We start from the raw sequence: 26,075 nt of genomic DNA, 5'->3' as shown, positions 1-26,075 counted from the left end.
GACCGCGGCGCAGTCCGGGGAGGTACCTGGCACCCCTGCGTCTCGGCGACCTCACCCGTTGGGGCGGAGGGTCCACACGACGGTCATCTCGCCCGTGACGGCGCCGTCCTCGCGCTGGATGGCGATCGCCACCGGGAACTCGGGCCGCTGCCCGGCGTCGAGTTCGGCGATCACGTCGGCGGCCGGACGGCCGAGGGTCGCCGTGGCGGTCACGCGGCCCATCGCGAGCTTCTTGTACGCGATGTCGGCACTGACGGCGAGCGGCACCGCCCGTGTGAGCTGGTCCCCGAAGGCGGCGAGCACGATCGCCCCGCTGGCGGACTCACCCAGCGTGAACATCGTCCGCAGCGCGCCTACGAGGTCACCGAGACCTCGGCCGCCCTGGCCCTGGTCGCCGCGGGCCTCGGCATCGCCGTCCTGCCGGACTCCGTCCGCTCGGCGCCGCGCGAGGGCGTGCTGTGCAAGGACATCGAGGACGCGCTGCCCGTCCCCCTCGCCCTGGCCTGGCGGGCCGACGACGCATCACCCCTGCTGCGGAATCTCCTCAAGGTGCTGGAGCAGAACGACGTCTTTCTCGAAGGACCTGAAGGAGTGGCATGAAGATCGTCAACGTAGAGGCCATACCGTTCGCCATTCCTTACGCGAAACCCCTGAAGTTCGCGAGCGGCGAGGTGCGTACCGCCGACCATGTACTGGTCAGGGTGCACACTGACGAGGGCCTGGTCGGGACAGCTGAGGCTCCGCCCCGCCCGTACACGTACGGCGAGACACAGGAATCGATCATCGCGGTGATCGACAAGATCTTCTGCCCGCAGATCCTGGGCCTGACCGCCCTGGAACGCGAGGCCGTCCACGCCAAGCTGGACCGGACCGTGGGCAACCCGACCGCGAAGGCCGCCATCGACATGGCGCTGTGGGACGTCCTCGGCCAGGCCGCGGGCATGCCGGTCTCCGGGCTTCTCGGCGGCTACACGGACCGCATGCGGGTCAGTCACATGGTCGGCTTCGCACCGGCCGCGGAGATGGTCGCCGAGGCGGAACGCATCCGGGACACCCATGGCATCACCACGTTCAAGGTGAAGGTCGGACGACGGCCGTACACCGACGACGTCTCGGCGTGCCGGGCGCTGCGCGAGGCACTCGGCCCGGACGTCGAGCTCTACATCGACGGCAACCGCGGCTGGAGCGCCTCCGAATCCGCGCGGGCGCTACGGGAGATGTCCGACCTCGGCCTGACCTTCGCCGAGGAACTCTGCCCCGCCGACGACGTGTTGGGCAGGCGCTGGCTGGTCGCCCAGAGTCCTGTCCCGTTCATCGCGGACGAGAGCGCCACCCGGGCCGCCGAGGTCACCCGTGAACTCCTCGGCGGTTCCGCCACCGCGATCAGCATCAAGACCGCCCGCACCGGGTTCACCGCCTCGCAGCGCGTGCTGCACGAGTGCGAGGGCCTGGGCGTGGAGGTGGTGATGGGCAATCAGATCGATGGTCAGATCGGCACCTTGTGCTCGGTCGCCTTCGGCGCCGCCCACCGGTCCACCGCGCAGCACGCCGGCGAGCTGTCGAACTTCCTCGACATGACCGACGACCTCCTCACCGAGCCGCTGACCATCGAGGGCGGCGCCCTGCGCATCCGCGAGGGCGCCGGTCTCGGCATCGACATCGATCCGGACAAGCTGGCCCGCTACCGCCAGGACCGCTGACAACTCCGGCCGCCACCCCCTCCAGCTGACCCACATCCAGTCGACACTCTTCTCAGGGACGGGAACACCCATGACCGACATCACCACCGAGCAGGCCACCGCGGCCGCGTCCGGAGCCGCCGCCACCGAGCAGTTCCGCAACAAGCAGCGGACGAATGCGGCCGACGTCGACACCAAGCGCGTCGACACACTGGTCTCCGAACTCCTCGCCTCCGCCCACGAGATCATCCGGCGCCACAAGGTGACCTACGCCGAGTACGACGCGCTCAAGTCCTGGCTGATCCAGGTCGGCGAGGACGGCGAGTGGCCGCTGTTCCTCGACGTGTGGCTGGAGCACGTCGTGGAGGAGGTCGCGAACGAGAACCGCGAGGGCAGCAAGGGCACCATCGAGGGCCCTTACTACATCCCTGGCGCCCCGGTCCTGCCCGCCGAGGCGACCCTCCCGATGCGCGACGCGGAGGAGGGGACCCCGCTGCTCTTCCAGGGCCAGGTGACGGGCGTCGACGGCACACCGCTGTCCGGCGCCACGGTGGGGATCTGGCATGCGGACAGCGACGGCTACTACTCCCAGTTCGCCCCCGGTCTGCCCGAGTGGAACCTGCGCGGCACGGTCATCGCCGACGACCAGGGCCGCTTCGGGATCCACACCGTCGAGCCCGCCCCGTACCAGATACCGACCGACGGCTCGTGCGGCCGGCTCATCGCCGCCGCGGGCTGGCACGCGTGGCGCCCCGCGCACCTCCACCTGAAGGTGTCCGCGCCGGGCCACCAACTCATCACCACGCAGCTGTACTTCCAGGGTGGCAGCCACGTCGAGGACGACATCGCCTCGGCCGTGAAGCCCGAACTCATCCTCGCCCCGACCCCGGTCGCGGACGGCGACGGCAACGAGGTCACGTACGACTTCGTCCTCGACAAGGCGTGATGCGCGGTGCTCTTCGCGGTACGGATGAACGTCGATATTCCGCGCGACCTCGATCCCGAGGTCCGCGCCGACCTGGTGGCACGCGAGAAGGCGTACTGCCAGGAGCTCCAGAAGTCGGGTGAATGGGTGCACATCTGGCGCTGCGTGGGCCAGTACGCCAACGTCAGCGTCTTCGATGTCGCGGGCAACGACGCTCTGCACCGGATCCTGTGGAACCTCCCCCTCTTCCCCTACATGAAGGTCGACGTGACACCCCTGGCTCAGCATCCGTCCGACCTGGCCGCCGACGGCGTAGGCGCGTGATGGACAAGGAAGTCGGCACGGCCCTGGAAGCGGTGGCCGATGTGGCGGACGGCGCATCGCTGGCGGTCGGCGGTTTCGGCCTCAGCGGTGTGCCAACCGTGCTGATCGAGGCCTTGTACGACCGCGGGGTGTCGGGGCTGAGCGTGGTGTCGAACAACTGCGGGGCGATGGACTCCGGGCTCGCCGTGCTCCTTGCGGCGGGCCGGATCGCCCAGGTCACCGGGTCGTACATCGGGGCGAACAAGGAGTTCGCCCGCCAGTACCTGGCCGGTGAGCTGGAGGTGGAGCTGATCCCGCAGGGCACGCTGGCCGAGCGGCTGCGCGCCGGCGGCGCCGGGATACCCGCGTTCTACACCCCGGCAGGCGTGGGCACGCAGGTCGCCGAGGGCGGACTGCCCTGGCGCTACGACGGCGACGGCGGTGTCGCGCTCGCCTCGCCGCCGAAGGAGGTGCGGGAGTTCGACGGAACGGAGTACGTGCTCGAGCACGGCATCCGGACCGACTTCGCGCTCGTGAGGGCCTGGAAGGGAGACCGGCACGGGAACCTCGTTTTCAGGAAGTCCGCCCGGAACTTCAACCCGCTGGCGGCAACGGCGGGCCGCGTGACGATCGCCGAGGTGGAGGAGCTCCTGGAACCGGGCGAGATCGACCCGGACACCGTGCATCTGCCGGGGATCTTCGTCCAGCGGGTCCTCGCGCTCACGCCGGAGCAGGCCGCCGACAAGAAGATCGAGCGGCGTACGGTTTCCGCGCCTGCGGTACGAGGGACGGTGAGCACCTGATGGCCTGGACGCGTGAGCAGATGGCCGCGCGGGCCGCGCGCGATCTGCGGCACGGACAGTACGTCAATCTCGGCATCGGGCTGCCGACCTTGATCCCCAATCACCTTCCGCCGGACGTCGAGGTGATCCTCGAGTCCGAGAACGGCATCCTGGGCACGGGCCCGTATCCCACGGAGGAGCAGGTCGATGCGGACCTGATCAACGCCGGCAAGGAAACCGTCACGGTCCTGCCCGGTGCCTCCTATTTCGATTCGTCCTTGTCGTTCGGGATGATCCGCGGCGGGCACATCGACGTCGCCGTCCTCGGCGCCATGCAGGTCTCGGCGAAGGGCGATCTGGCCAACTGGGCGGTCCCTGGAAAGATGATCACCGGGATCGGCGGGGCGATGGACCTCGTGCACGGCGCCCGCACGGTGATCGTCGTGATGACGCACGCCGCGAAGGACGGTTCCCCGAAGATCCTCGACGAGTGCACGCTGCCGCTCACCGACAGAGCGTGCGTGAATCGGATCATCACCGATCTGGGCGTGCTCGATGTCACGGACAGCGGGCTGGTGCTGATCGAGACCGCCCCGGGCGTCACAGCCGAGGAGCTCGCCTCCAGGACCGGCGCCGAACTGACCGTCGCGGAGGACGCGTGATGAACGCCGTGTACATCGTCGATGCCGTACGGACTCCCATCGGCCGCTACGACGGCGCGCTGGCGAGCGTCCGCCCGGACGACCTGGCCGCCCACGCGGTCCGCGAACTCCTCGCCCGTACACCCTCGTTGGACCCGTCCCGGATCGAGGACGTGTACTTCGGCAACGCCAACGGCGCCGGCGAGGAGAACCGGAACGTGGGCAGGATGGCAGCGCTCCTCGCGGGGCTGCCCACCTCCGTACCGGGGGTCACCGTCAACCGGCTGTGCGCATCGGGGCTCGAGGCCGTGATCCAGGCGGCCCGGGCGATTGCCGTCGGGGACGCCTCCATCGCCGTGGCGGGCGGGGTGGAGTCGATGACCCGGGCACCCTACGTACTTCCCAAGTCGGACAGGCCCTTCCCCGCCGGGCACACCGAGCTGTTCTCGAGCACCTTGGGCTGGCGCATGGTCAACCCAAGGATGGAACCGCAATGGACGATCCCCCTGGGCGAGAGCGCGGAGTTGATCGCCGAGAAGCACAAGATCAGCCGTGCCCAGCAGGACGAGTTCGCCCTGCGCAGCCATCGCAAGGCGGTTACGGCACAGGAAGAGGGGCTGTTCGACGCCGAGTTGACGCCCGTGACCGTTCCTCGGCGCAAGGGTGAGCCGTACGTCTTCGCCGCCGACGAGAGCGTGCGTGGCGATGCGTCGGCGGAGGCGATGGCGAGGCTCAAGCCGTCCTTCCGCGCCGAGGGCGGCACGGTCACCGCGGGCAACGCCTCGCCTCTCAACGACGGCGCCGCCGCGCTGCTCCTGGTAAACGAGGAGGGCCTCAAGGCAACCGGCCGTGAACCGCTCGCCCGCGTGGGTGCGGTCGGTGTGTCGGCCATCGAGCCGCACTACTTCGGGCTTGCCCCGGTCGAGGCCGTGCACCGCGCACTCGCCAAGGCGGGCCGACGTTTCGACGACCTCTCCATCCTCGAACTCAACGAGGCCTTCGCCGCCCAGGTTCTTGGATGTCTCGCCGAATGGCCCGAGTTCGATCCCGCGATCCTCAACCCCCAGGGCGGCGCCATCACCCTCGGCCACCCGCTCGGCGCCTCCGGCGCCCGCCTGGCCGGCACCGTGGCCCACCAACTCGCCCGCAGTGGAGGCGGAGTTGGCGTCGCCACCTTGTGTATCGGTGTCGGCCAAGGCCTCGCGCTCCTCCTCGAACGCTAGCCACACCACGAAACGCCAGACACACCATGCGCGTTGGAGCCCCCGTGCCCGCGTCCCGTCTGCTGCATCACCACCTCACCGGCCCCACCGGCGCACCGCCGCTGGTACTGGGCCCGTCCCTGGGCACGTCCATGGCGGTCTGGGAACCCCTTTTGCCCACCCTGGCACGCCGGTTCCAGGTGCTGCGCTTCGACCTCCCCGGGCACGGGCGCTCGGGTGCCGGTCTCCTCCCGCGTGCCGAGCCCGGCCGCACCACGGTCGACGACCTCGCGGCGCTGGTCCTGGACCTCGTCGACCACCACGGCTGGGACGGATTCCACTACGCGGGCATCTCCCTGGGAGGCGCCATCGGGGCCCACCTCGCCACTCACCACCCCGACCGCGTCCGATCGCTGGCAATCGTCTGCTCCTCCGCGCACTTCGGGCCCCCGGACGCCTGGCGCGCTCGCGCCGACCTCGTACGGCTCAAGGGCACCGGTCCCCTCCTTGAGACCAGCCCGGGCCGTTGGTTCGCCACGCCGGCGATCGCCGACACCCCCCTCGGCCGTACGCTGCTCGGCAACCTGGCCGATGCCGACCCGGTCGGCTACGCGGCCTGCTGCGACGCCCTCGCCGCGTACGACCTACGACCGGAGCTGGCCCGGATCACCGCTCCCACGCTTGTCGTCGGCGGCGCTCAGGACTCGGCCACGCCGCTGGCGCATGCCCAGGAACTGGCACGAGGCATCCCACACGCCACCTTGGAGATCCTCGCCTGCGGACACCTCGCCGCCGAACAGCCCGAGGCGCTCCAGGACGTGCTTTCCTCTCAATTGACGAGTCTCAGCACATGAGTTCCGGCACTCCCCTATATCCAGCTCACTGCACGGGGCCCGCAACCCCCTCCGCCTCAGGTTGATCCGCGAGTCGCCTGCCGACCCGCATGGCCGTCTCCCGCAGCCAGATGTGGGCGGCGTCGTGCGTGTGCACCGGATGCCATCACAGGGCCTCCCGCAACGGAATGGCCTCGTACGGAGGCTCCACGAGGCGTACGGAAGCGATCGGGGCGAGCAGATGGGCGAGGCGCGCCTGGATCAGGGCGATCCGCCGCGTGCCCGCGACCAGGAGCGGCAACAACTGGAAGCTGTCGACGGAGACTTCGACATGCGGCTCCACGCCGAGCATGCCGAGCTGACGCACGGCCGGCGCGTCGTATGTGCGCTGATAGGTGACCCAGGGCAACCGGGACAGGTCCTCCGCCGTGAGGCCGTCCTCAACGCCTGGGTGATCGTCGGCGACGAGAAACACCCAGCGGTCGTCGTAGAGTTCCGTGGCGGGGAAGTCGCTGATGATGCCGTGTGGCATGAGCAGTCCGTCCACGGCGCTCAGCAGGGTGGCGGTGTTGTCGACCACGGTGGCCGGTGTCTGGGTGAAGCGCAGCCGGATGCCGAGGGCCTCCTCATGCACGACGCGGGCGAGTTCGGTGCCGAAGACAGCGACGGCGTAGTCCGAAGCGATCAGCTTGAACTCACGTGTCTCCTCCGCCGGGTTGAAGTCGGCTTGGCTGGCGAAGAGGCGTTCCAGCACGTCATAGGCCGTGAACGTACGGTCGAGCAGCACTTGGCCGAGGGCAGTGAGTTATAGCGACCACCGACGCGGGCCAGCAGGTCGTCGTCGAAGTGGCGGCGCAGCCGGGACAGGGCCGCACTCATGGCGGGCTGGCTCAAACCGACGCGCGCGCCGGCCCGGGTGACGTTGCGCTCTTCTAGCAGCGCACGCAGCGCGACGACGAGGTTGAGGTCGAGGCGGGCCAAATTCACGTACTTCCCCTTAGCGATGCGGCTACGACCAGCAGGAATCGATGGCATGGATAGTGATCATCCATAACATCTATTTCCCTGATCGCGGGTGCGGGGTTCAGATTAGTCACACCGCAATCGGGAGGACATGTTCGTGAAACCTGAACCCGCATCTCCACTCTTCGCCGGCCCGTTCGCCCTCGCGACCCTCTCGGTCCCGGACGGCCCGCAGTTCCCCGCCCTGGTCACGCCCGACGGGTTCGCCGTGGACCTGCGGCACGCACTCGGCGACGAGCAGCTGACCTCGCTGGACATCCTGGACCGCTGGGAGAAGGCCCTGCCGCAGCTGCGCGCACTGGCCTCCGTGGGCGCTCTGCCCCGCACTCCCCTCGCTGACCTCCGCGTACACGCGCCCATCGCTCCACGGCAGGTGTTCCAGTCGGGTGCGAACTACCGCCAGCATGTGATCGACCTGCATGTGGCCCATCGCGCTCCCGGCGACGACCGCCCCGACGCGGAGCGCCGCGCGGAAGCGGCGGAGCTCATGGACCGGCGGGCGCAGGAGGATCTGCCGTACGTGTTCATCGGTCTGCCGAGCGCGATCACCGGCCCTTACGACGATGTGGCGCTGCCCGCGTGGGCCGAGAAGCCGGACTGGGAGCTGGAGCTGGCCGCCGTGATCGGCCGACCGGCGCACCGGGTGTCGGTCGAGGAGGCCCTGGGGTACGTCGCCGGCTACACGATCGCCAACGACCTCACCGACCGGGCCACCGTATTCCGCCGGGACATGCCGCAGATCGGCACGGACTGGCTGCGCAGCAAGAACGCCCCTGGGTTCACCCCGCTCGGCCCGTGGATTATTCCGGCCGAGTCGATCGCGCACCCGGACGACCTGCGGATCACGCTCAAGCTCAACGGCGAGACCATGCAGGACGAGTCCACCAAGGACATGATCTTCAACGTGGCGCGCATGGTGTCCTACGCCTCGCAGTCCGCCCAACTCCTGCCCGGCGACCTGGTGTTGACGGGTTCACCGGCCGGCAACGGCATGCACTGGGGCCGGCTACTGCGCGACGGCGATGTCATGGACGGCTCCATCACGGGGCTCGGCGCCCAGCGCACCCGCTGCGTGGCGGAGGTGACCTCATGAGCACCGAATCTCTGGACCGCAGCAATCCTGCTGGTGCGATAGCCGAGGCCGCCAAGGCGTACTCGAACTGGGGCCGTTGGGGCGAGGACGACCGCCTCGGCACCCTCAACTTCCTCGACGAGGCCAAGCGCCGCGAAGGGGCCGCCCTCGTGCGGCGGGGCGTCAGCTTCTCGCTCTCCCAGCCCTTCGATACGAACGGTCCGCAGAAGGGCTGGCGGCGCCGCACCAACCCGGTCCACACGATGCTCGACACCGGCATGGACGCGGCCCTCGGCCACCAGCCCTTCCCGCACGGACTCGGCGGCGCCGACGACGTGATCGCCATGCCGCTGCAGTGCTCCACGCAGTGGGACGGGCTCGGCCACATCTTCGACCACGGCAAAGCCTGGAACGGCCGGGACGCGGAGAAGGTCGTCACTTCCGAAGGCGACCAGGTCACGGGTATCGAGCACATGGCCCCGTACGTGGCCGGGCGCGGCGTGCTCCTTGATGTGGGCCGTCTAATCGGTGACAACGGCGAGCTGCCCGACGGCTTCGCCGTCACCGAGGAGCACCTGAACCGCACCGCTGGGGCGCACGGGGTGACGGTGGGGCGCGGCGACCTCGTGCTCGTGCGTACTGGCCAGCTGACCCGGGTCATGCGTGACGGCTGGGGGGAATACGCGGGCGGTGACGCGCCCGGACTGTCCTTCACCACGGCTGGCTGGCTGCACCGCACCGAGATCGCCGCGATCGCCACCGACACCTGGGGCTTCGAGGTCCGCCCGAACGAGTTCGAGCCCGCCTTCCAGCCGCTGCACCAGGTCGCCATCCCGCACATCGGCCTGCTCATCGGCGAGATGTGGGACCTGGACGCGCTCGCCGCGGACTGTGCCGACGACGGTGTGTACGAGTTCTGGCTCACGGCCGCTCCCCTGCCGATCACCGGCGCGGTCGGCTCGCCCGTCAACCCGATCGCCGTGAAGTAGCCCTCATTCCCCGTACGGAACAAGGGAGTTCCCTATGAACACACCCCGCACGGTCCTCGTCATCGGTGGCGGCGCGGCCGGCAGCGCGGCGACGATCCTACTGCGCCGCGCCGGGATCGCGGTCGACCTGATCGAGGCGAAGGACGACTGGAACGCCACCGCCGGGTCCGGCATCACCCTCCAGGGCAACGCCCTGCGCGTGCTGCGCGAACTCGGCGTGTGGGAGCAGGTGGAGAAGTCTGGGTTCGGCTTCGGCTCGGTCGGCATCACCACCCCGGACGGCACCGTCCTGCATGTCGCCGAGGACCTGCGCACGGGCGGCGACGACCTGCCCGCCACCGTCGGCATGCAGCGCCCGCAGCTGCAGAGCATCCTCATCGAGGCCGTCCGCGCGAGCGGTGCCGGCGTCAGACTGGGCGTGCGCGCCGAATCCCTCGACCAGTCCGATGGCGACGGCGTGACCGTCCGCTTCAGCGACCGCACCGAAGGCCGCTACGACCTGGTGATCGCCGCCGACGGCCTGGGTTCCGCCACCCGCGCGGCCATCGGCATCACGGACAAGCCCGAGCCCACCGGCATGGCGATCTGGCGCATCGCGGCGCCCCGCCCGGCCGGGGTGACCCGTACCGATCTCGCGTACGGCGGCCCTGCGTACATCGCCGGCTACTGCCCGACCAGCGCCACCACGCTGTACGCGTACGTGGTCGAGGCCAACCGCGACCGCGGCTCCATCCCGCGGGCCTCGTACGCGGACGAGATGCGGTCCCTGGCACAGCACTACGGCGGCCACTGGCCCGAGATCACCGCGCACATCACCGACCCGGCGCAGGTCAACTACACCTGGTTCGACCGGCTGTTGGTCGAGGGTTCCTGGCACCGCGGCCGGGTCGTCCTGGTCGGCGACGCCGCGCACTGCTGCCCGCCGACCCTCGCCCAGGGCGCGGCCCTGTCGATGGAGGACGCCTGGGTGCTCGCGCAGATGCTGACCGCCGAGGACGCCGAGGACGCCGAGGACTGGGACGACGCGCTCCTCCAGGCGTACTACGAACGGCGCATCGCCCGCGTACGACCCGTCGTGGAGGCCTCCGTGCAGATCGGCCAGTGGCAGCTCGACGGAGTCCGTGACGCCGATGTACCGGGCCTGATGGGCCGCACCATGACCATGCTCCGGGAGCTTCCATGACAACACCCCCCACCGTCGATGTGCACGCCCATGTCCTGCTGCCCGAGATCGAGGCGATGGTCGACGGCCTGCCGGGGCTTGCCGAGGCTAGGGCTCTGGACGCCCGCCGTAACGGCCCGGCAGCTCTGGCCGTCAACGGGCCCATGGTGCGCGAGCGCTTCCCGAAGCTGACGGACGTCACCGCACGGCTGGCCGCAATGGACGCACAGGGCGTGGACGTCCAGCTGGTCAGTCCATCCCCCTCGCACTACCACTACTGGGCCGACGAGGAGAGCGCCGACAAGGTGTTCCGCCTGGCCAACGAGGCGACCGCGGCACATTGTTCACCGGCTCCGGACCGGCTCCGCGGACTCGGCCTCGTGCCACTCCAGCACCCGCAGCTCACGGCCCCCGCCCTCGATCACGCCCTGGAATGCGGCCTGTTGGGCGTCGAGATCTCCAGCCACGCCCCGGGACGTGAACTGTCCGATCCGGACTACGAAGCTTTCTGGTCCCGCGCGGAGGAGACCGGCGCGGTCGTCTTCCTGCACCCCTTCGGCTGCACCCTCGACGAGCGCCTCGACCAGTGGTACCTGTCCAACTCGGTCGGCCAGCCCACCGAGAACGCCGTCGCCCTCTCGCACCTGATCTTCTCCGGCGTCCTCGACCGCCACCCCGGCCTGAAGATCGTCGTAGCGCACGGCGGCGGCTACCTGCCCACCCATATCGGCCGCGCCGACCACGCCTGGGAGGCCCGCTCCGACGCCGGATCCGGCTGCGCCCACCTGCCCAGCAGCTACCTCAAGCGCCTCTGGTTCGACTCGCTCGTCCACGACCCGGACGTACTACGGGAGTTGGTGCGCGTGGCCGGCGCGGACCGGGTGCTGCTCGGCTCCGACTTCCCCTTCGACATGGGCGCCGACGACCCGCTCGGCGCGCTGCGCGCCGCGCATCTGCCCGACGCCGACTTCCACGCCGTACGCGGCGGCAACGCGGCCGCCCTCCTCCGTATCCGGAAGGACTGATCGCCATGAGCGGACGTCTGCTCACCCACCTGCGGCACGTCGACCTCGCCGTGCCCGACTACGACAAGCAGCTCGACTTCTACGCCGGCGTCTGGGGCCTGACCAAGGTCGCCGAGGACTCCGGCCTCTCCTTCCTGGCCGCCGAGGGCTCGCCCGAGCAGTACGTCGTACGGCTGCGCAAGGCCGAGGAGAAGCGCCTGGACCTCGTCTCGTACGGGGCCGCTTCACCCGCCGACGTGGACACTCTGGCCGAGCAACTCCTGGCGGGCGGCGTGCAGTTGATCTCCCAACCGGGCAAGGTCGACACCCCCGGCGGCGGCTACGGCTTCCGCTTCTTCGACGTCGACGGCCGCACCATCGAGGTCTCCGCCGACGTCGAGGTCAGGCAGCACCGCAAGATCGAGGAGAAGGAGGCCATCCCGGTCAAGCTCTCCCACGTGGTCCTCAACTCCCCCGATCTGAACCGCACTCGGGAGTGGTACGAGCGCCACCTCGGCTTCGCGCTCTCGGACACCCTGAGCTCGCCGCACATGGGCGAGGTGATGCACTTCATGCGGATCTCGAACCAGCACCACTCGATGGCGATCGCCCAGGGCCCGCACACCGCCCTGCACCACGTCTCCTTCGAGATGCGCGGCATCGACGAGTACATGCGGGGTTCGGGCCGGGTGATGCGCGCCGGGTTCAAGAAGGTCTGGGGTCCGGGCCGGCACATGGCGGGCGACAACACCTTCACGTACTTCCTCGACCCGCACGGCAACACCGTGGAGTACACGACGGAGTTGGAGCTGCTCGACGAGGACACCTGGCACCCGCATGTCTACGACTTCTCGCAGCCCGAGGTCACCGACCAGTGGGGCACCGCCAACGCGATGAACGAGATCGTCGCCAAGGAGTCCTTCAACGACCCGGACCGCGGCGTGTTCATCGCCCCGCCGGTCTGATCCCACCCCGACTCCCGGGGGCGCGCGGTGACCTGTCAATGCCCTAACTGCCACCACGCCGCGCCCCTGGGCCCAGCCCGTCAGGAGCCGCACGATGCGTTTCGCCACCTACGTACATCGGCACCACACCCGTGTCGCCGTCGTGGAAGAGGACGGCACTCTCTATCCACTGCCCGGCGTCAGCTCACTCAGCGCCCTGATCGCCGATGCCGGCGGCCTGCCCGGGCTGCTCGCCGCCGGCGCTGTCGCCCTGGACGTGCCTCCCGGTCCGAACGTCTCCGACGTACGGCTGTTGCCTCCGCTCCAGCCGTCCTCCGTACGGGACTTCGTGACGTTCGAGGAGCACGTCGAGGGCGTACGGCGTTCCGTACAGAGCGCCGTCGGCGTTCCCGAGCAGTGGTATGCGGCGCCGACCTTCTACTTCACCAACCCGCACGCCGTGTTCGGAGCGGGCGACGACATCCCGATGCCGCCCGGCTCCGCGGCCCTGGACTTCGAGCTCGAAGTCGCCGCCGTCATCGGCCGCGAAGGCAGCGACCTCACACCCGAGCAGGCGCGCGACCACATCGTCGGCTACACGGTCTTCAACGACTGGTCGGCCCGCGACCTCCAGTCCGCCGAAATGAAGGTCGGCCTCGGCCCCTGCAAGGCGAAGGACACCGCCAACACCCTCGGCCCCTACCTGGTGACCGCCGACGAACTGGACGGCTACCGCGACGCCGAAGGCTTCCTGCGGCTCGCGCTCACCGCCGAGGTCAACGGCGAAGTCGTCGGCAGGGATCTGCTGTCCAACATGAGCTGGACGTTCGAGGAGATGGTCGCGTACGCCTCGCGCGGCACCCGTGTCGTCCCCGGCGACGTCCTCGGCTCCGGCACCTGCGGCAACGGCGGCTGCCTCGCCGAACTCTGGGGCCTGCGCGGCGAACAGACCCCACCGCCCCTGCAGCCCGGCGACACCGTGACGCTCACCGTCGAAGGCATCGGCAGCGTGTCCAACACCGTTGTGCCCGGCGCCGATCCGGTGCCGCTTCCCACAGGCCGGCGCCGGAGCCGGGAGCGGTCATGAGCGACCTGTACCGCAAGAGGCTCGCGGGAAAGGTCATCGTCGTCACTGGTGCGGCGCGGGGTCAGGGCGCCGCCGAGGCTCAGGTGCTCACCCGTGAGGGCGCGCGGGTAATCGCCACCGACGTACGGCCGGAGGGCGACTGCCGCCGTCTCGATGTCGCCAGCGAGAGCGATTGGGCCGAGCTCGCCGCCGACCTGAAGAGGGCCTACGGCCACGTGCACGGCCTGGTCAACAACGCCGGCATCACCTGGCGGGCGCGGCTCGAGGACGTACACGCCGAGGACTTCGATCGGGTGCACACCGTAAACGTCACCGGCCCGCTGCTCGGCATCCAGCACCTCGCCCCGCTGATGCCCTCCGGTGCTTCGATCGTCAACGTCGGCTCCACCGCGGCCCTGACCGCCCACTACCCGATCGCGTACACCGCCAGCAAATGGGGGCTGCGGGGTCTGTCCGGCGTCGCCGCCATGGAGCTCGGGCCGCGCGGTATCCGCGTCAACACCATCCACCCCGGCTACATCGAGACCGAGATGACCGCGTCCGCCGCACCCGCGTTCCGCGAGTCCAACATCCGTGAGACACCTCTGGGGCGCACCGGAACCGTCGACGAGGTCGCCCCGCTGGTCGCGTTCCTGCTGTCGGACGAGTCGTCGTTCATCACAGGGGCGGAGATCCCTGTAGACGGCGGCCTGACCGCGCACGGCGGCGTCAAGTCCGTGTCCGACGCCCTGCGCGCGGGCACATCGTGAGACGGCTCGACGGCAAGGTCGCCCTGGTCTCCGGCACCGCCGGGGACCACGGCCGAGCCGTCGCGTTGCGCTTCGCGGCGGAGGGCGCGCTCGTGGTCGGCGGCGACCTGCTACACGAGGAGGCCGTCGAGACCCAGCGCCTCATCGCCCGCGAGGGCGGCATCGCCCTCACCGCCGGTCCCCTGGGCGTCACCGACGAAGGCTCTCTGCACAGATGGGTCGAGGACGCCGTGGACGCCTTCGGCGGGATTGACATCGTCTACGCCAACACCGGCGCGGTCCGCTTCGGTTCCGTCGACGGTCGGCCGGACTGCGGTTTCGCGCTGCGGGCCGAGCAGAAATCGGTGTGGCTGACCGCCCACGCGGCCTGGTCACATCTGGTCCGCAGCCGCGGCTGCATCCTCACCGACAGCTGGAGGAGGGGCGTGATCGAGCTGACCTGGCACATCGCCGTGGAAGGAGCTCCGCACGGCATCCGCGCCAACAGCGTCGGCCCCGGCGTGCTCGACGCCGCCGTCTACCTCGCCTCCGACGAGGCGTCGCACATCTCCGGCACCCACCTGGTCGTCGACGGCGGCCGGTCCGCCGTCACGCCCGGCGCGGCACACTGACCCAGCGCAGCACACCGAAAGGAAGCACCACACCGTGGACAAAGTCATCGGCAGCGCCGCCGAGGCGGTCGCCGACATCCCGAACGGCGCCTCGCTCGCCGTGGGCGGCTTCGGCCTCTCCGGCGTACCCGACGTGCTGATCGGCGCTCTGCACGCTCAGGGGGCGGGCGAGTTGAGCGTCGTCTCCAACAACTGCGGGGTCGACGGACGCGGCCTGGGCGTCCTGCTCGCCGCAGGGCGCATCGCCCGGGTCACTGGCTCCTACGTCGGCGAGAACAAGGAGTTCGCCCGCCAGTACCTGTCCGGTGAGTTGGAGGTGGAGCTCGTTCCGCAGGGCACGCTCGCCGAGCGCCTGCGGGCGGGCGGCGCGGGCATCCCCGCCTTCTACACACCGGCTGGCGTCGGCACCCAGGTCGCTCAGGGCGGCCTGCCCTGGCGCTACGCTCCCGATGGTTCCGTCGCCATGGCCGCCCCGCCGAAGGAGACCCGCGACTTCTCGAACCGCCCGTACGTCCTGGAGCAGAGCATCACCACCGACTACGCGCTCGTCCGCGCCTGGCGCGGCGACCGCCACGGCAACTTCTGCTTCCGCCGCGCGGCCGCCAACTTCAATCCGCTGGCCGCCACCGCCGGCCGCATCACCATCGCCGAGGTCGAGGAACTCGTCGAACCGGGCGAACTGCACCCCGACGAGGTGCATTTGCCTGGCATCTTCGTCCAACGCGTGGTGGTTCTCACCGCCGACGAGGCCGCCGACAAGCAGATCGAGAAAAGGACCGTACGAGCATGAGCTGGACCCGCGACCAGATGGCCGCCCGCGCCGCCGCCGAACTCACCGACGGCTCCTACGTCAACCTCGGCATCGGCCTGCCCACGCTCATCCCCGGCCACCTTCCGCCGGGCGTGCATGTCGTCCTCCACTCGGAGAACGGCATCCTCGGCACCGGCCCCTACCCGTACGACCACGAGGTCGACCCGGATCTGATCAACGCCGGCAAGGAGACCGTCACCGTCCTGCCCGGCGCGAGCTTCTTCGACTCAGCCCTCTCCTTCGGCATGATCCGCGGCGGCCACATCGACACGGCGGTACTGGGTGCCATGCAGGTCTCCCAACGCGGTGACCTGGCCAACTGGATGATCCCCGGCAAGATGGTCAAGGGCATGGGCGGCGCGATGGACCTCGTCCACGGCGCCCGCCGCGTCATCGTGCTCATGGACCACACAGCCAAGGACGGCAGTCCAAAGATCCTGACGGAATGCACCTTGCCGCTCACCGGTGAGCGCTGCGTCGACCGCATCATCACGGACCTCGGTGTCCTCGACGTGACAGACGGCGGCCTCACGCTGGTCGAGACGGCCCCCGGCGTCACCGCGGAGGCCATCGCCGCCCGCACGCACGCCCCTGTGCGTCTGGACACCTATACGGCCGCCTGCTGAGCGATCCGCCCGCGGCCCGTGGCTGTGTGGCACGCCCGTCGCGGCTCACGGCCACTCACTCCGTCGGCTGCTGTTCCTTCATCACCTGCGCGGCTGCCCTCTGGAGTACGCCGCGGAACCAGCGGTGCCCCGGGTCGTTCGTCTCGCTCGCGTCCCAGTAGAGCGACAGAAGATGCTCGTTCCTTGCGAGCGGGCTGGACAGCACCCGCAGGCCCGGGAAGTCGTCGAGGTAGCGCGCCAGCATCCCGGGGATGAAGGCGATCCGGTCGGTTCCCGCCACGAGGTGGGGAGCCGAATGGAAGCTGTCGACCGACACCTCGATCCGCGGCTCGATCCCGAGAGCGCGCAGTTGACGGACCGGTGGTGCGCTCGACCTCAGCGACGGGCCGAATGGCGATACCCATGGCAGGTGGGCGAGGTCGTCCGTGGTCACCGTGTCCCCCACGGGCGCCTCGGTGCCGACCAGGCAGATCCAGCGGTCCTGGAACAGTCGCATCCTCGGGTGCCCTCGGATGTAGTCCGGTGGCAGGACCACGCCGTCGGAATGGCGTAGGAGTTCCTCGAAGTCGCCGGCGCCGCGCAGGCTCAGCTGTTCGAGGTTCAGGCGGATCCCGGGCGCCTCGGCCCGGAGAATGGGCACCAGTGCGCCGCTCAGGACTGTGAGTGAGTAGTCGGACAGGGCCAGGGCGAACTCGCGCGTGCTGGTCGCCGGGTCGAACGGGTCCTCGAAGACTCGTTCAAGGGCGTCGAATGCCTGGTCCGCCCGGTCCAGCAGACCCTGCGCGAGCGGAGTGAGCTCGTACCTCCGCCCGACGCGCACAAGGAGTTCGTCACCGAAGCGCCGCCGGAGCCGGGCGAGTGCGTTGCTGGTCGCCGACTGCGTCAGGCCGATGGTCTCCCCGGCACGCGTCACGTTGCGCTCGCGCAGCAGCGCCCGCAGAACCGGCAGCGACACCAGATCCTGGCTGCGGATGATCGTGCGCGACCCCGAACCGGAGCCGTCCCCCTCGTCGTTCACGGCTGGGGGGGCTTCCTCGTGACGTTGCCGGTCCACGGCAGTTCTCCTCCCTCGGCAGGTCACTACTTGCATGCACCAAGGTGATGTTGGCGAGTCGGCTCGGTGACCTGTGCCACAAATCTGGCGACGGCTGCGCCAGCTTCCATTCACCGTATCCATACCTGCAATACGAAGTTGACAGCGGGCGACGCCTATGACCGCGGCCGGTGTCCGGTCACGATGGTGGCCAGCCGCGGTGCTGCGAGGTTCGCCGCCCTCGACCTGCGCGACCGCAGCCGACTGCCGGCACCGCGGTTCGAAAGTACTCACTCCCCCCTTCAGCGACTCATCGCTGCCTGCGGAAACGAGGCTTGTGTGTCCACCGTCGTCCAAGTGTTGTGCGTTCCGCACGACCCCACGCTGCCCGGGGTCGTGGCCCAGGGCGCCGAAGCACCAGAGCCGCTCAAGCGGACGATCGGCCATTTCGATACGTTGCGTGCCCGTCTCGCCGCGGCCCGCCCCGATGTGCTGGTCGCCGTCTCCGGCGACCACTTCAACCAGTGGTTCTACGACAACATGCCGACCTTCTCGATCGGCAAAGCGCTGCGGGCGGCCGGCCCCTTCCCGCACGAGCAGGAATTGTTCGGGGTCAGCCCGTACGACGCGGCGCTCGAAGGCGACGTGGCCCGCCACCTGCTGCGCACGGGAATGCGCCGAGGGATCGACTTCTCGTACAGCGACGATTTCGTCCTGGACCACGGCTTCACCGTTCCGCTCAACTTCCTGCGCCCGGAGCAGGACCTCCCGGTCGTCCCGATCTTCACCAACGTCATGGCCCCGCCGGTACCGCCCGGGCAGCGGTTCTACGAACTCGGCGCCTCCATCGTCGAGATGATCGAGGCGCACCCGGCGGACCTGCGGGTCGCGATCATCGCCAGTGGTCACCTTTCGAACGCGATCGGTGGCCCGCAGATGGCGCAGTTCATGCAGCAGCCGGACAACCCCTGGGATCTGCGCACGTGGGACCGGATCACCCGCGGGGACACCGCGGCGCTGGTCGCGGAGAGCGACTACGAGTCGCTGTTGGCCGTGGGGAGCGGCACACCGGGCTTCCTGGATTACGTGTTCGCGCTCGGTGCCGTCGGGGGCAGCGCTCCCGACTACGCGGAGAAGGTCGCCAGCACCTTCGCACCGCCCACCGGGTTCCTCGCGTGGGACACCACGACGCTGCGCACGGCGGAGGCCGCCTGATGAGTCTGTACGCGACGAGCAGGGCCATGTGGAAGATCACCCGCGAGAAGGAACTCGCCGAACGCTTCCAGGCCGACCCGGAGGCCGTGCTCGCCGGCCTCGACCTCACGGACGTCGAGCGCAAAGCGCTCGCCGAGAGCAACGTCCGCGCGCTGTTCGAGCTGGGCGTCCACCCCTTCGTGCTGTACCACTTCGCCCTTCGGCTGGCCGGCGGCTTCAGCATGCCGTTCATCCAGCAGTACCTCGGCCAGCTGCAGGGCCTGACTGTAGGAGACCTCGAGACATGACGAATCCCCCCGCGGCTTCCACCGCGATCGATCCGTCTACCGGTTTGCGGGTCGGCACTTTCGCGGTCGGCACCTTCGCCGCCGCCGGCCGTTCCTTCCCGGCTCTGGTGCACGCCGACGGAGCGGTCGCCGACTTGTCCGACCGTTTCGGCGACCTGCACGAGGTCTTCGACGACTGGGAGACGAACTTCGCCGTCCTGTGCGACATCGCCGACACGGCGGGGGCGGCGACGCTGCGCCTCGACGCCCTCCACCCGCTGCCGCCGCTCAGCCACCCCAACCTGCTGATGTCGGGTGCGAACAACGCGACCCACGTGGCGCAGATGCTGACGAAGAACGACTTCAATCAGCACAACAGGCTGCCGGGCGAGAGCGACGACGACTTCTTCGCCCGCAACCTCGCGATGGTGAAGCAGCGGGCCGTGGACGGGACCCCGTTCTTCTGGGCGGGGATGCATTCCTCGCTGGTCGGCGCGCACGACGACGTCGTCCTGCCGGCCCTTGGCGACCAGCCCGACTGGGAGCTGGAGCTCGGTGTCGTGATCGGCCGCAGCGGGCGGTTCGTCAGCCCGGACGAAGCCCAGCGGATGATCGCCGGCTATACGGTCGTCAACGACCTGGGCACCGTCGACATCTTCCGCCGCACGGACATCCCGTGGGGCTACGACTGGATCGGCAAGCACCAGCCGACGTTCAAGCCTGCCGGACCGTTCATCGTCCCGGCCCAGTTCGTGGAGATCGACGAGACCATCCGTATCCGTCTGTCGGTCAACGGCGACGCGATGCAGGACTGGCCCGTCAACGACTTCATCTTCGACCCCGCGCAGGTGATCACCTACGCCTCCGAGCGGGTGCGTCTGGTGCCCGGCGACATCGTGTGCATGGGCTCGCCTCCCGGGAACGGCGCGCACCACGGGCGCTTCCTGCGCGACGGCGACGTCATGGACGCCGAGATCACGTACCTCGGCCGGCAGCGCAACCGCTGCGTCGCCGAGGAACTGGACGGCCGCAAGCCGCACTTCGGTCTCTGGAAGAACAAGTGACACCTCCAGTCGCCGCACCACTCATGCCCGAATCCGCCGACCAACTCTCCTACCCGCTCTACGAAAGAGGAAGACGATGAAGTCTCCATCCCCCCTTCTGGTGCCCCCCGTTCAGGGACTGGCGCCGGTGGCGCCGCTGATAGTCCGCCTGGTGACCGGGAGTGTCCTGATCGCGCACGGCACCCACTTCAGCCCGGCGGAGTTCGGGGCACTCTCGCAGGCGGAGTTCGGCCTGCCGTTCCCGACCTTCATCGGATGGTTCGTGACGATCCTCCTCTACGGCGGGGGGAGCCTGATGATCCTCGGCCTGGTCTCCCGCCAGGTGGCTATCGCGGCTTCGATCCACATGCTGATCGCGATCTTTCTGTGGGACAGGAAGGAAGGGTTCGCCCCTGTGACGGGTGCCGGCGTCCAGATCCCCCTGATGCTCCTCGCGGGCCTTTTGGTGATCCTTCTCAGCGGCCCTGGTCCGTACTCCGTGGACAAGCTCCTTGGCTTGGACGACGGGTGGTCGCGGCCGCAGCCCTCGCGGACTGAGGCGGAGAGTTCCACCGACGCGTGAGGACCGTCCCACACCGCTGTCTGACAGGAGTCAACTGGTGAACAGCATCAACAGCGCACTGATCGTGGGCGGCGGCATCGCGGGCCTCACGGCCGCGATTTCACTGGCACGCCACGGTGTTTCCTGCGATGTCGTCGAACTGCGCGACCAGCCGGCAGCCGGTGCGGGCATCACGCTGATGGGCCGGGCCATGGACGGCCTGCACGAGTTGGGTGTTCTGAACCGCTGCGTAGAAGAAGGGGTGGCACGTTCGCCGCAGGAGGTGTGGAGGTACTACGACGGGGCAGGGCGGCCGCTGCCGGGGCCACCGATGCCGCCCGGGCCCTCCACGGGCCTGCCCCAGGGGCTGTTCATCTACCGTCCCGCCTTCGCGAGCATCCTTCGCGACGCGGCGAAAGCCGCCGGTGCGAGGATCCGCACCGGCGTGGGCATCAGAGCGGTGCGGCAGTCCGAGGTCGGTGTGACCGCCGTGCTGACCGACGGACTGCAGGGATCCTACGATCTCGTCGTCGGGGCGGACGGCGTGCGGTCCGCGACGCGCAGCCTCGTCTTCGGGGACGCGGTGCGTCCGACCTACTCGGGCACGACCATGCTCCGCTGGCTCGTCGAGGACGTTCCGGATGTCGGACCCGACGGGTTCTACCAGGAGTCGGGAACTCTCGTCGTGCTCTTCCGGCTGCTCGACGGCCGGATGTACCTGGCCACCGGCCGTAACTACGTGGAGAAACCCCGGATCGGCCAGGACGCGGCCCGCCGGATGGTCACCGAGATCCTCTCCGCGTTCTCCGCACCGCTGCCTGCCGCGTTGCGGCAGCGCATGACCGACGATTCAACGATCCTGGTCAACGACTACGACTGGTTGCTGACCCCGGATCCCTGGTACCGGGGCCGCACTCTCCTCATCGGAGACGCCTCGCACGCCACCACTGCCCACCTGGCGAACGGCGGCGCGATGGCCATCGAGGACGGCGTGGTGCTCGGCCAGGAGGTCGCGGCGGGCGGCGGCGTCGAGGAGGTTCTGGCGCGGTTCATGAAGCGCCGCTTCGAGCGGACTCGCCTCGTGGTAGAGACGAGTGTGGAGATCGGCACGATGCTGCAGCGTGGCCAACCGATCTCCGAGCAGAACGCCCTTCGCGCGCGAGCGCTCAAGGCGTTGGCGGCACCGTACTGAGCATCAGGGTCGGTCAACCTCCGCAACGACAAGGGCTGTTGCGGAGATTGACCGAGCGGCTACTGCGCGGGCCAGTGGCCGATGGCGGGAGTGCGGTCGCCGATGTCCTCCCGCACGCAGGTGTTGCGCTGACGGCCGAGGCCGGTGATGGAACTGTCGATCACATCGCCGTCCTTGAGGAAGCGGCCACCGTGGTGCATTCCGTTTCCGGGCGGAGAACCGGCGAGCAGGAGGTCGCCGGGCGTCAGGCGGACCCGCTCGGAGGCATAGGCGACGAGCGTGGCCATGTCGAAGATCCAGTCGTTGACGCGCCAGTCCTGCATGACCTCGCCGTTGACGGAGAGGCTGATGCGCACGCTGTCGTCCATCTCGACGAACGCGGCAGGGACGATGAACGGCCCGGTCGGCTTGAACGTCGGCTGGTGCTTGCTGATCCAGTCGTAACCCCACGGGATGTCGGTACGCCGGAAGACATCCACGGAACCGAGGTCGTCGACGATGGTGTAACCGGCGATCATCTGCTTGGCCTCTTCGCGGGAGACGTAGCGCCCTGACCGTCCGATGACCCCCGCGATTTCCAGCTCCCAGTCGTGCTGCTCACCGAGAGGCGGCAGGACGACGTCGGCGTCGGCACCCGTGAGCGCGGAGTGCAGGCTCGTCCACAGGAAGGGGACGCCTTCCTTCGCACGCTTCTCCATCAGGGCGAAGTTGCGGTGGAAGAACTCCTCGTCGCTCTCGCCTTCGAGGCGATTGTGCTGATTGAAGGCGTTCTTCGTGAGCATCTGCGCCGAGTGCGTCCTGTTGTTGGCGCCGGCGCACAGCACGTTCGGCCGCGCGAGCGGCGGCAGGATCCGCAGATCGCCCAGGTGCAGATGGGCCTCGACCTCCTCCGCTATACGGAGCAGCTCGTCGAAGGCGCGCTCCCAGTCGTCGAAGATGGCGTGGGTGTCGTGGAAGCGGTGCGATACATCGACGACGTCTGCGTTGGGCTTCACGAGGGCGGGGAAGACCCGGTCGCCCTGCGCCAGAGTGGCGATGCCGAAGGTTCCTTCACGCAGCCCGGTGGCTTGGTGGATGTCCTTGGAGGTGCTGGTCATAGCGGCCCCTTTTCTTGGATCGGCAGATGCGGCTTGGGACGTCGGCGGATCAGGTGGTGATGTCGCCGACGTCGAGTCCGCGGAGGTTGTTCACGTACTCGAGGCAGAACTCGATGCTGAAGCCGCCCGCGAGACACAGGGCAAAGTTGAAGACGAGGAACGGGTGGGCACCGCCCTCGACCAGGCGACGGACATCGCGATTCGTCAGTGCCTTCGACTCTTCGTCGGTCAGGTCGTACGGCGCCAGATAGGCGCTGGGGTCACTGGTGAACGCCGTCGCGTTGTCGTTGTCCCGATAGACGTCGTACATGACCTTGTTCACGCCGTACCGGTTCATCGCGCGGCTCCGTTCAGAGTGCGGTCCGTCCACTGCAGGAATGCGGCCGGGAGCTGCGTGGGGCCGGAGGTGAGTTCGGACCAGTCGGGCCGCTCATCGCCGACGAGCCCGAGGGCGAAGACGTAGTCGAGGAAGCCGGGAGTCCCGTGACCGTGGCTGTAGAGGTGGTCGAATGTGCACTCGTCCACGAGTTCGCCGATGTCACCGTGGTGCAGGCGGTGCCAGGTCGACGTGTCCCAGTCGGTCAGGGGCTGTTCGGCGAAGTCGAGCATCTCCGGGCCGCCGATGTTGTTGGTCATGTGTCCACTGGTGACGACCGCGACCCTGGTGTCCGCGTCGAAGCCCTCGATGAGTTCGCGGACGGCGTGGCCCAGCTCGTGGAAGCGGCGGCCGGGCGGAATGGGTGGCGCCATGACGTTCGTGAACAGCGGTACGACGGGGGTGTCCTGCTCGGGGCGGAGCAGGGAGAGCGGCACGACGAAGCCGTGGTCGAGGGTGAACTCGTTGGAGTACGACAGGTCGAAGTGGCCTTCTATCCCCTTGTTGAGGAGATGGCGGGCCAGGGCGCCTTCGATCTCGGTGTCATAGTCGTCCAGGCCGAACGCGTGGCGTTCGTGCGGGAACGGGCCGCGGGCGCGAGGGGCCTTGCCGATGAGGAACTGCGGCATGTCGTCCATGAACCACTGGTTCAGGTGGTCGCCGGAGACCATGACGATCACGTCCGGCCGCGCGGCGTCGAGCCGCGCCTGCAGCAGTTCGAAGGCTTCGAGGGTGCGCATCTCGCCCTCGGGCAGGGTCGCGCGACGGTGCCGTGTCGCGGGGATTGTGGGGTCGTGCGGGGCGCACATCACTTCAACGAGGCGTGCCATGGTGCCTTCCGAAGACGTGGCTGGAGATGGCCAGGCCCGTTCAGGTGCTTCACCCGGGTATCCGCGAAATGCCCTGCGGGCCGCTGTGCTGCGAGCCTAGGAAGCCACCTCGAATAGCGGAAGGTGATATTGCCTATACCCGATATTCGTGGAGCCGATAACCCCAGTAAGGTTGGAACATGCCGAGAACGATGGACTTCAACCTGCTTCGCGCGCTCCAGGCACTACTGGAAGAACGCAGCGTCACACGCGCCGCGGAACGGTTGGGCCAAAGCCAGCCGGCCGCCAGCGCCGCCCTGGCCAAACTGCGCCGCCATTACCGTGATGAGCTGCTCACCCGCGTCGGCAACTCCTATCAACTCTCGCCACTGGCCCTGCAGTTGCTGGAGCACGCCGCGGAAGCGGTGGCCATGGCCGAGCGCGCGTTCTCGCTCCAGGCAGACTTCGACCCGGCGGCGTCCGAGCGCACCTTCACGGTGGCCGTGTCGGACTACACGGCCACCGTGCTGGGCCCTGCGCTCTCCCGCCTCCTCAGCGACCGCGCCCCCGGCATCCAGCTCCACCTGCGTACCCTCACCGCCGACATGCTGGAAGGGGCGCCCGAGACACTGCGCGGCCTCGACGCGGTGGTCATGCCGCACAGCTATCTGGTCGGCCTGCCCTACGAGGACCTGCTGCACGACGAGTGGGTGTGCCTGGTCTCCACGGACAACCAGGCCGTGGGCGAAGAACTCAGCAAGAAGCACCTGGCCGACCTGCCCTGGGCGTACACGTTCCGCCGCCTCAGCGCGCTGACCACGGCGATCCGCGAACTGCGCGTCCACGGGATCGAGCCCCACCCCAGGATGATCGCCGAGAGCTACTCCGCACTCCCGTCGCTCGTAGCCGGAACCAACCACATCGCTCTCATACAGAAGCGCCTGACCCGGCTCGCCCCGCGGATGGACCAGGTGCGCGTCATGCAGTGCCCGGTCCCGCTGGCGCCCCTGGTGCTGGCCTTGTGGTGGCACCCCACGCACACCGCCGACGCCGGCCATCAATGGCTCCGCGGCCTGTTCCATGACGCGGAGGCTCTCGCGCTCAGCGAGTCCGTATCGAGCTGACGCCGCTGTCCGCGAATGTGGCCGCCCGCGTCACAGCGCGCGGTCAACGGGCAGCGCCGCTTACGGCGTCACCGCCGACATGGCGCGCCTACGGCCCGAGGCGAACAGATACGCACTGGCGAGCAGGAAGACGACGAGCGAGGTCCAGATGTTGAAGCGCAGGCCGAGGAGATGGTTGACCTCGTCTATGCGCAGGGATTCGATCCAGACGCGGCCGGCGCAGTACGCGGCGACGTAGAGGGCGAACACCCGTCCCCCGTCGAGCTTGAACCGGCGCTCCGCCCAGATGACCAGTACGACGACGCCCACACACCACAGCGACTCGTACAGGAAGGTCGGGTGGAACAGGCCGTTGTCAGTTCCGTTGTCGATCCGCCAGGCCCACGGAAGATCCGTGGGGCGGCCGTACAGCTCCTGGTTGAACCAGTTGCCCCACCGGCCGATGGCTTGCGCAAGAGCGATACCGGGAGCGACCGCGTCGGCGTAGGCGGGGAGGGCGATTCCCTTGCGGCGGCAGCCGAGCCAGGCCCCGAGGGCGCCGAGGGCGATGGCGCCCCAGATACCGAGGCCGCCCTCCCAGATCTTGAAGGCATCAACCCAGTTCCGGCCTTCGCCGAAGTACAACTGGTAGTCGGTGATCACGTGGTACAGACGCCCACCCACGAGCCCGAACGGCACCGCCCACACCGCGATGTCCGCTATCGCACCCGCCTGACCGCCGCGCTGCACCCAGCGGCGGTTGCCGAGCCAGACGGCGACGAAAACGCCCAGGATGATGGCGAAGGCGTACCCACGCAGCGGAAGCGGTCCGAGGTGGATGGCGTCTGTCGGCGGGCTGGGAAATGCGGCAAGAATTACGGGCACGAGGGATCGTAAACCTTTCGAGTGCAGGGAAAAATGCGTATGCGTGACGCA

28 protein-coding genes and 3 pseudogenes are annotated in these 26,075 nt (G+C 69.0%); 24 read left to right on the top strand and 7 right to left on the bottom strand.

Annotated elements, in window-relative coordinates; translation table 11 throughout:
- Window positions 1–51: 51 nt before the first annotated feature.
- Window positions 52–339: pseudogene (locus tag H1D24_RS13865) on the bottom strand (DUF4442 domain-containing protein); the annotation flags it as partial.
- Here H1D24_RS13865 and H1D24_RS13860 point away from each other — a divergent pair.
- From H1D24_RS13860 to H1D24_RS13825, 8 genes are all read left to right on the top strand, one after another.
- Complete coding sequence (locus H1D24_RS13860; RefSeq protein ID WP_258564067.1) at window positions 280–600, top strand: LysR substrate-binding domain-containing protein; 321 nt, start codon at window positions 280–282, stop codon at window positions 598–600. The pseudogene H1D24_RS13865 and the gene H1D24_RS13860 sit on opposite strands and share 60 nt — an antisense overlap.
- On the top strand, window positions 597–1,700 hold the full coding sequence (locus H1D24_RS13855; RefSeq protein ID WP_181657821.1) for a mandelate racemase/muconate lactonizing enzyme family protein: 1,104 nt from the start codon (window positions 597–599) through the stop codon (window positions 1,698–1,700). The genes H1D24_RS13860 and H1D24_RS13855 overlap by 4 nt, the downstream gene beginning before the upstream one ends.
- Window positions 1,701–1,770: 70 nt before the next feature.
- Window positions 1,771–2,625 carry a catechol 1,2-dioxygenase gene (gene catA, locus H1D24_RS13850; protein ID WP_181657819.1) on the top strand — a complete coding sequence of 285 codons (855 nt, stop codon included), beginning with the start codon at window positions 1,771–1,773 and terminating at the stop codon, window positions 2,623–2,625.
- A 6-nt stretch (window positions 2,626–2,631) separates the two neighbouring features.
- Window positions 2,632–2,928 carry a muconolactone Delta-isomerase gene (gene catC / locus H1D24_RS13845; protein ID WP_309484302.1) on the top strand — a complete coding sequence of 99 codons (297 nt, stop codon included), beginning with the start codon at window positions 2,632–2,634 and terminating at the stop codon, window positions 2,926–2,928.
- Window positions 2,928–3,710, top strand: coding sequence for a CoA transferase subunit A (locus tag H1D24_RS13840; RefSeq protein ID WP_181657817.1), 783 nt, complete (start codon window positions 2,928–2,930; stop codon window positions 3,708–3,710). Before catC ends, H1D24_RS13840 begins: the two co-directional genes overlap by 1 nt.
- Window positions 3,710–4,351, top strand: coding sequence for a CoA transferase subunit B (locus H1D24_RS13835; RefSeq protein ID WP_181657814.1), 642 nt, complete (start codon window positions 3,710–3,712; stop codon window positions 4,349–4,351). Before H1D24_RS13840 ends, H1D24_RS13835 begins: the two co-directional genes overlap by 1 nt.
- Window positions 4,351–5,553, top strand: a complete 1,203-nt coding sequence (locus H1D24_RS13830; protein WP_181657812.1) for a thiolase family protein — start codon at window positions 4,351–4,353, stop codon at window positions 5,551–5,553. Before H1D24_RS13835 ends, H1D24_RS13830 begins: the two co-directional genes overlap by 1 nt.
- A 44-nt stretch (window positions 5,554–5,597) precedes the next feature.
- Window positions 5,598–6,386, top strand: a complete 789-nt coding sequence (locus H1D24_RS13825; protein WP_309484301.1) for an alpha/beta fold hydrolase — start codon at window positions 5,598–5,600, stop codon at window positions 6,384–6,386.
- Window positions 6,387–6,411: 25 nt separating this feature from the next.
- Here the strand turns inward: H1D24_RS13825 and H1D24_RS13820 are convergent.
- Window positions 6,412–7,352, bottom strand: a pseudogene (locus H1D24_RS13820) (LysR family transcriptional regulator).
- A 127-nt stretch (window positions 7,353–7,479) separates the two neighbouring features.
- On the opposite strand from H1D24_RS13820, the gene H1D24_RS13815 reads away from it, so the two are divergent.
- The 10 genes from H1D24_RS13815 to H1D24_RS13770 all read left to right on the top strand — a co-directional run bounded on the left by H1D24_RS13815 (window position 7,480) and on the right by H1D24_RS13770 (window position 16,443).
- On the top strand, window positions 7,480–8,481 hold the full coding sequence (locus H1D24_RS13815) for a fumarylacetoacetate hydrolase family protein (RefSeq protein ID WP_181657809.1): 1,002 nt from the start codon (window positions 7,480–7,482) through the stop codon (window positions 8,479–8,481).
- Window positions 8,478–9,449, top strand: a complete 972-nt coding sequence (locus H1D24_RS13810) for a cyclase family protein (protein WP_181657807.1) — start codon at window positions 8,478–8,480, stop codon at window positions 9,447–9,449. Before H1D24_RS13815 ends, H1D24_RS13810 begins: the two co-directional genes overlap by 4 nt.
- Before the next feature lie 34 nt (window positions 9,450–9,483).
- Entirely contained in the window at window positions 9,484–10,632 is a 1,149-nt protein-coding gene (locus H1D24_RS13805; protein ID WP_181657805.1) for an FAD-dependent oxidoreductase, read from the top strand.
- On the top strand, window positions 10,629–11,636 hold the full coding sequence (locus tag H1D24_RS13800) for an amidohydrolase family protein (RefSeq protein ID WP_181657803.1): 1,008 nt from the start codon (window positions 10,629–10,631) through the stop codon (window positions 11,634–11,636). Before H1D24_RS13805 ends, H1D24_RS13800 begins: the two co-directional genes overlap by 4 nt.
- A 5-nt stretch (window positions 11,637–11,641) precedes the next feature.
- On the top strand, window positions 11,642–12,580 hold the full coding sequence (locus tag H1D24_RS13795; RefSeq protein WP_181657801.1) for a VOC family protein: 939 nt from the start codon (window positions 11,642–11,644) through the stop codon (window positions 12,578–12,580).
- Window positions 12,581–12,674: 94 nt separating this feature from the next.
- Entirely contained in the window at window positions 12,675–13,646 is a 972-nt protein-coding gene (locus tag H1D24_RS13790; RefSeq protein WP_181657800.1) for a fumarylacetoacetate hydrolase family protein, read from the top strand.
- Entirely contained in the window at window positions 13,643–14,395 is a 753-nt protein-coding gene (locus tag H1D24_RS13785) for an SDR family NAD(P)-dependent oxidoreductase (protein ID WP_181657799.1), read from the top strand. Before H1D24_RS13790 ends, H1D24_RS13785 begins: the two co-directional genes overlap by 4 nt.
- The gene (locus H1D24_RS13780) at window positions 14,392–15,006 is read left to right on the top strand and encodes an SDR family NAD(P)-dependent oxidoreductase (RefSeq protein ID WP_181657797.1); all 615 of its coding nucleotides are present in this window, start codon (window positions 14,392–14,394) and stop codon (window positions 15,004–15,006) included. Before H1D24_RS13785 ends, H1D24_RS13780 begins: the two co-directional genes overlap by 4 nt.
- Before the next feature lie 34 nt (window positions 15,007–15,040).
- Window positions 15,041–15,796 (top strand): CoA transferase subunit A, encoded by a 756-nt coding sequence (locus H1D24_RS13775; RefSeq protein WP_181657795.1) that lies wholly within the window; start codon window positions 15,041–15,043, stop codon window positions 15,794–15,796.
- Complete coding sequence (locus tag H1D24_RS13770; RefSeq protein ID WP_181657793.1) at window positions 15,793–16,443, top strand: CoA transferase subunit B; 651 nt, start codon at window positions 15,793–15,795, stop codon at window positions 16,441–16,443. The genes H1D24_RS13775 and H1D24_RS13770 overlap by 4 nt, the downstream gene beginning before the upstream one ends.
- Window positions 16,444–16,498: 55 nt before the next feature.
- Here the strand turns inward: H1D24_RS13770 and H1D24_RS13765 are convergent, their stop codons facing one another.
- Entirely contained in the window at window positions 16,499–17,497 is a 999-nt protein-coding gene (locus tag H1D24_RS13765) for a LysR family transcriptional regulator (RefSeq protein ID WP_181657792.1), read from the bottom strand.
- Between the two features lie 318 nt (window positions 17,498–17,815).
- Between H1D24_RS13765 and H1D24_RS13760 the strand changes: the two genes are divergently transcribed.
- The 5 genes from H1D24_RS13760 to H1D24_RS13740 all read left to right on the top strand — a co-directional run bounded on the left by H1D24_RS13760 (window position 17,816) and on the right by H1D24_RS13740 (window position 21,754).
- On the top strand, window positions 17,816–18,691 hold the full coding sequence (locus H1D24_RS13760) for a DODA-type extradiol aromatic ring-opening family dioxygenase (protein ID WP_181657790.1): 876 nt from the start codon (window positions 17,816–17,818) through the stop codon (window positions 18,689–18,691).
- Window positions 18,691–18,978, top strand: coding sequence for a hypothetical protein (locus H1D24_RS13755; protein ID WP_181657788.1), 288 nt, complete (start codon window positions 18,691–18,693; stop codon window positions 18,976–18,978). Before H1D24_RS13760 ends, H1D24_RS13755 begins: the two co-directional genes overlap by 1 nt.
- Entirely contained in the window at window positions 18,975–20,021 is a 1,047-nt protein-coding gene (locus H1D24_RS13750; protein ID WP_181657786.1) for a fumarylacetoacetate hydrolase family protein, read from the top strand. Before H1D24_RS13755 ends, H1D24_RS13750 begins: the two co-directional genes overlap by 4 nt.
- A gap of 76 nt (window positions 20,022–20,097) precedes the next feature.
- Complete coding sequence (locus H1D24_RS13745; protein WP_181657785.1) at window positions 20,098–20,583, top strand: DoxX family protein; 486 nt, start codon at window positions 20,098–20,100, stop codon at window positions 20,581–20,583.
- Window positions 20,584–20,620: 37 nt separating this feature from the next.
- On the top strand, window positions 20,621–21,754 hold the full coding sequence (locus H1D24_RS13740) for an FAD-dependent monooxygenase (RefSeq protein WP_181657783.1): 1,134 nt from the start codon (window positions 20,621–20,623) through the stop codon (window positions 21,752–21,754).
- A gap of 59 nt (window positions 21,755–21,813) precedes the next feature.
- Here the strand turns inward: H1D24_RS13740 and H1D24_RS13735 are convergent, their stop codons facing one another.
- Genes H1D24_RS13735 through H1D24_RS13725 form a run of 3 tightly spaced genes read right to left on the bottom strand, consistent with a single transcriptional unit; the run spans window position 21,814 to window position 24,057 of the window.
- Complete coding sequence (locus H1D24_RS13735; RefSeq protein WP_181657781.1) at window positions 21,814–22,851, bottom strand: fumarylacetoacetate hydrolase family protein; 1,038 nt, start codon at window positions 22,849–22,851, stop codon at window positions 21,814–21,816.
- Between the two features lie 49 nt (window positions 22,852–22,900).
- Window positions 22,901–23,188 carry a hypothetical protein gene (locus tag H1D24_RS13730; protein ID WP_181657779.1) on the bottom strand — a complete coding sequence of 96 codons (288 nt, stop codon included), beginning with the start codon at window positions 23,186–23,188 and terminating at the stop codon, window positions 22,901–22,903.
- Window positions 23,185–24,057, bottom strand: a complete 873-nt coding sequence (locus H1D24_RS13725; RefSeq protein WP_181657777.1) for a DODA-type extradiol aromatic ring-opening family dioxygenase — start codon at window positions 24,055–24,057, stop codon at window positions 23,185–23,187. Before H1D24_RS13725 ends, H1D24_RS13730 begins: the two co-directional genes overlap by 4 nt.
- A gap of 179 nt (window positions 24,058–24,236) precedes the next feature.
- Here H1D24_RS13725 and H1D24_RS13720 point away from each other — a divergent pair, with 179 nt between their 5' ends.
- Window positions 24,237–25,160: a LysR family transcriptional regulator gene (locus H1D24_RS13720; protein WP_181657776.1), complete on the top strand. Its 924-nt coding sequence runs from the start codon at window positions 24,237–24,239 to the stop codon at window positions 25,158–25,160.
- An 84-nt stretch (window positions 25,161–25,244) separates the two neighbouring features.
- Here the strand turns inward: H1D24_RS13720 and lgt are convergent.
- Window positions 25,245–26,015: pseudogene (gene lgt / locus H1D24_RS13715) on the bottom strand (prolipoprotein diacylglyceryl transferase); the annotation flags it as partial.
- Between the last annotated feature and the right edge of the window lie 60 nt (window positions 26,016–26,075).

Origin of the sequence: Streptomyces himalayensis subsp. himalayensis, from assembly GCF_013778455.1 — a bacterium.
Taxonomy (GTDB): Bacteria; Actinomycetota; Actinomycetes; order Streptomycetales; family Streptomycetaceae; genus Streptomyces; species Streptomyces himalayensis.
Note: the sequence above shows the minus strand (reverse complement) of the source record. Positions and strands in the feature narration are given on the sequence as shown.

Excerpts from the sequence above, each read along its gene's own strand:
- H1D24_RS13855 (WP_181657821.1), top strand. The coding sequence starts at position 597 with ATGAAGATCGTCAACGTAGAGGCCATACCGTTCGCCATTCCTTACGCG.
- catA (WP_181657819.1), top strand. The coding sequence starts at position 1,771 with ATGACCGACATCACCACCGAGCAGGCCACCGCGGCCGCGTCCGGAGCC.
- H1D24_RS13840 (WP_181657817.1), top strand. The coding sequence starts at position 2,928 with ATGGACAAGGAAGTCGGCACGGCCCTGGAAGCGGTGGCCGATGTGGCG.
- H1D24_RS13835 (WP_181657814.1), top strand. The coding sequence starts at position 3,710 with ATGGCCTGGACGCGTGAGCAGATGGCCGCGCGGGCCGCGCGCGATCTG.
- H1D24_RS13830 (WP_181657812.1), top strand. The coding sequence starts at position 4,351 with ATGAACGCCGTGTACATCGTCGATGCCGTACGGACTCCCATCGGCCGC.
- H1D24_RS13815 (WP_181657809.1), top strand. The coding sequence starts at position 7,480 with ATGTTCGTGAAACCTGAACCCGCATCTCCACTCTTCGCCGGCCCGTTC.
- H1D24_RS13810 (WP_181657807.1), top strand. The coding sequence starts at position 8,478 with ATGAGCACCGAATCTCTGGACCGCAGCAATCCTGCTGGTGCGATAGCC.
- H1D24_RS13805 (WP_181657805.1), top strand. The coding sequence starts at position 9,484 with ATGAACACACCCCGCACGGTCCTCGTCATCGGTGGCGGCGCGGCCGGC.
- H1D24_RS13800 (WP_181657803.1), top strand. The coding sequence starts at position 10,629 with ATGACAACACCCCCCACCGTCGATGTGCACGCCCATGTCCTGCTGCCC.
- H1D24_RS13795 (WP_181657801.1), top strand. The coding sequence starts at position 11,642 with ATGAGCGGACGTCTGCTCACCCACCTGCGGCACGTCGACCTCGCCGTG.
- H1D24_RS13790 (WP_181657800.1), top strand. The coding sequence starts at position 12,675 with ATGCGTTTCGCCACCTACGTACATCGGCACCACACCCGTGTCGCCGTC.
- H1D24_RS13785 (WP_181657799.1), top strand. The coding sequence starts at position 13,643 with ATGAGCGACCTGTACCGCAAGAGGCTCGCGGGAAAGGTCATCGTCGTC.
- H1D24_RS13770 (WP_181657793.1), top strand. The coding sequence starts at position 15,793 with ATGAGCTGGACCCGCGACCAGATGGCCGCCCGCGCCGCCGCCGAACTC.
- H1D24_RS13755 (WP_181657788.1), top strand. The coding sequence starts at position 18,691 with ATGAGTCTGTACGCGACGAGCAGGGCCATGTGGAAGATCACCCGCGAG.
- H1D24_RS13750 (WP_181657786.1), top strand. The coding sequence starts at position 18,975 with ATGACGAATCCCCCCGCGGCTTCCACCGCGATCGATCCGTCTACCGGT.
- H1D24_RS13745 (WP_181657785.1), top strand. The coding sequence starts at position 20,098 with ATGAAGTCTCCATCCCCCCTTCTGGTGCCCCCCGTTCAGGGACTGGCG.
- H1D24_RS13735 (WP_181657781.1), bottom strand. The coding sequence starts at position 22,851 with ATGACCAGCACCTCCAAGGACATCCACCAAGCCACCGGGCTGCGTGAA.
- H1D24_RS13730 (WP_181657779.1), bottom strand. The coding sequence starts at position 23,188 with ATGAACCGGTACGGCGTGAACAAGGTCATGTACGACGTCTATCGGGAC.
- H1D24_RS13725 (WP_181657777.1), bottom strand. The coding sequence starts at position 24,057 with ATGGCACGCCTCGTTGAAGTGATGTGCGCCCCGCACGACCCCACAATC.
- H1D24_RS13720 (WP_181657776.1), top strand. The coding sequence starts at position 24,237 with ATGCCGAGAACGATGGACTTCAACCTGCTTCGCGCGCTCCAGGCACTA.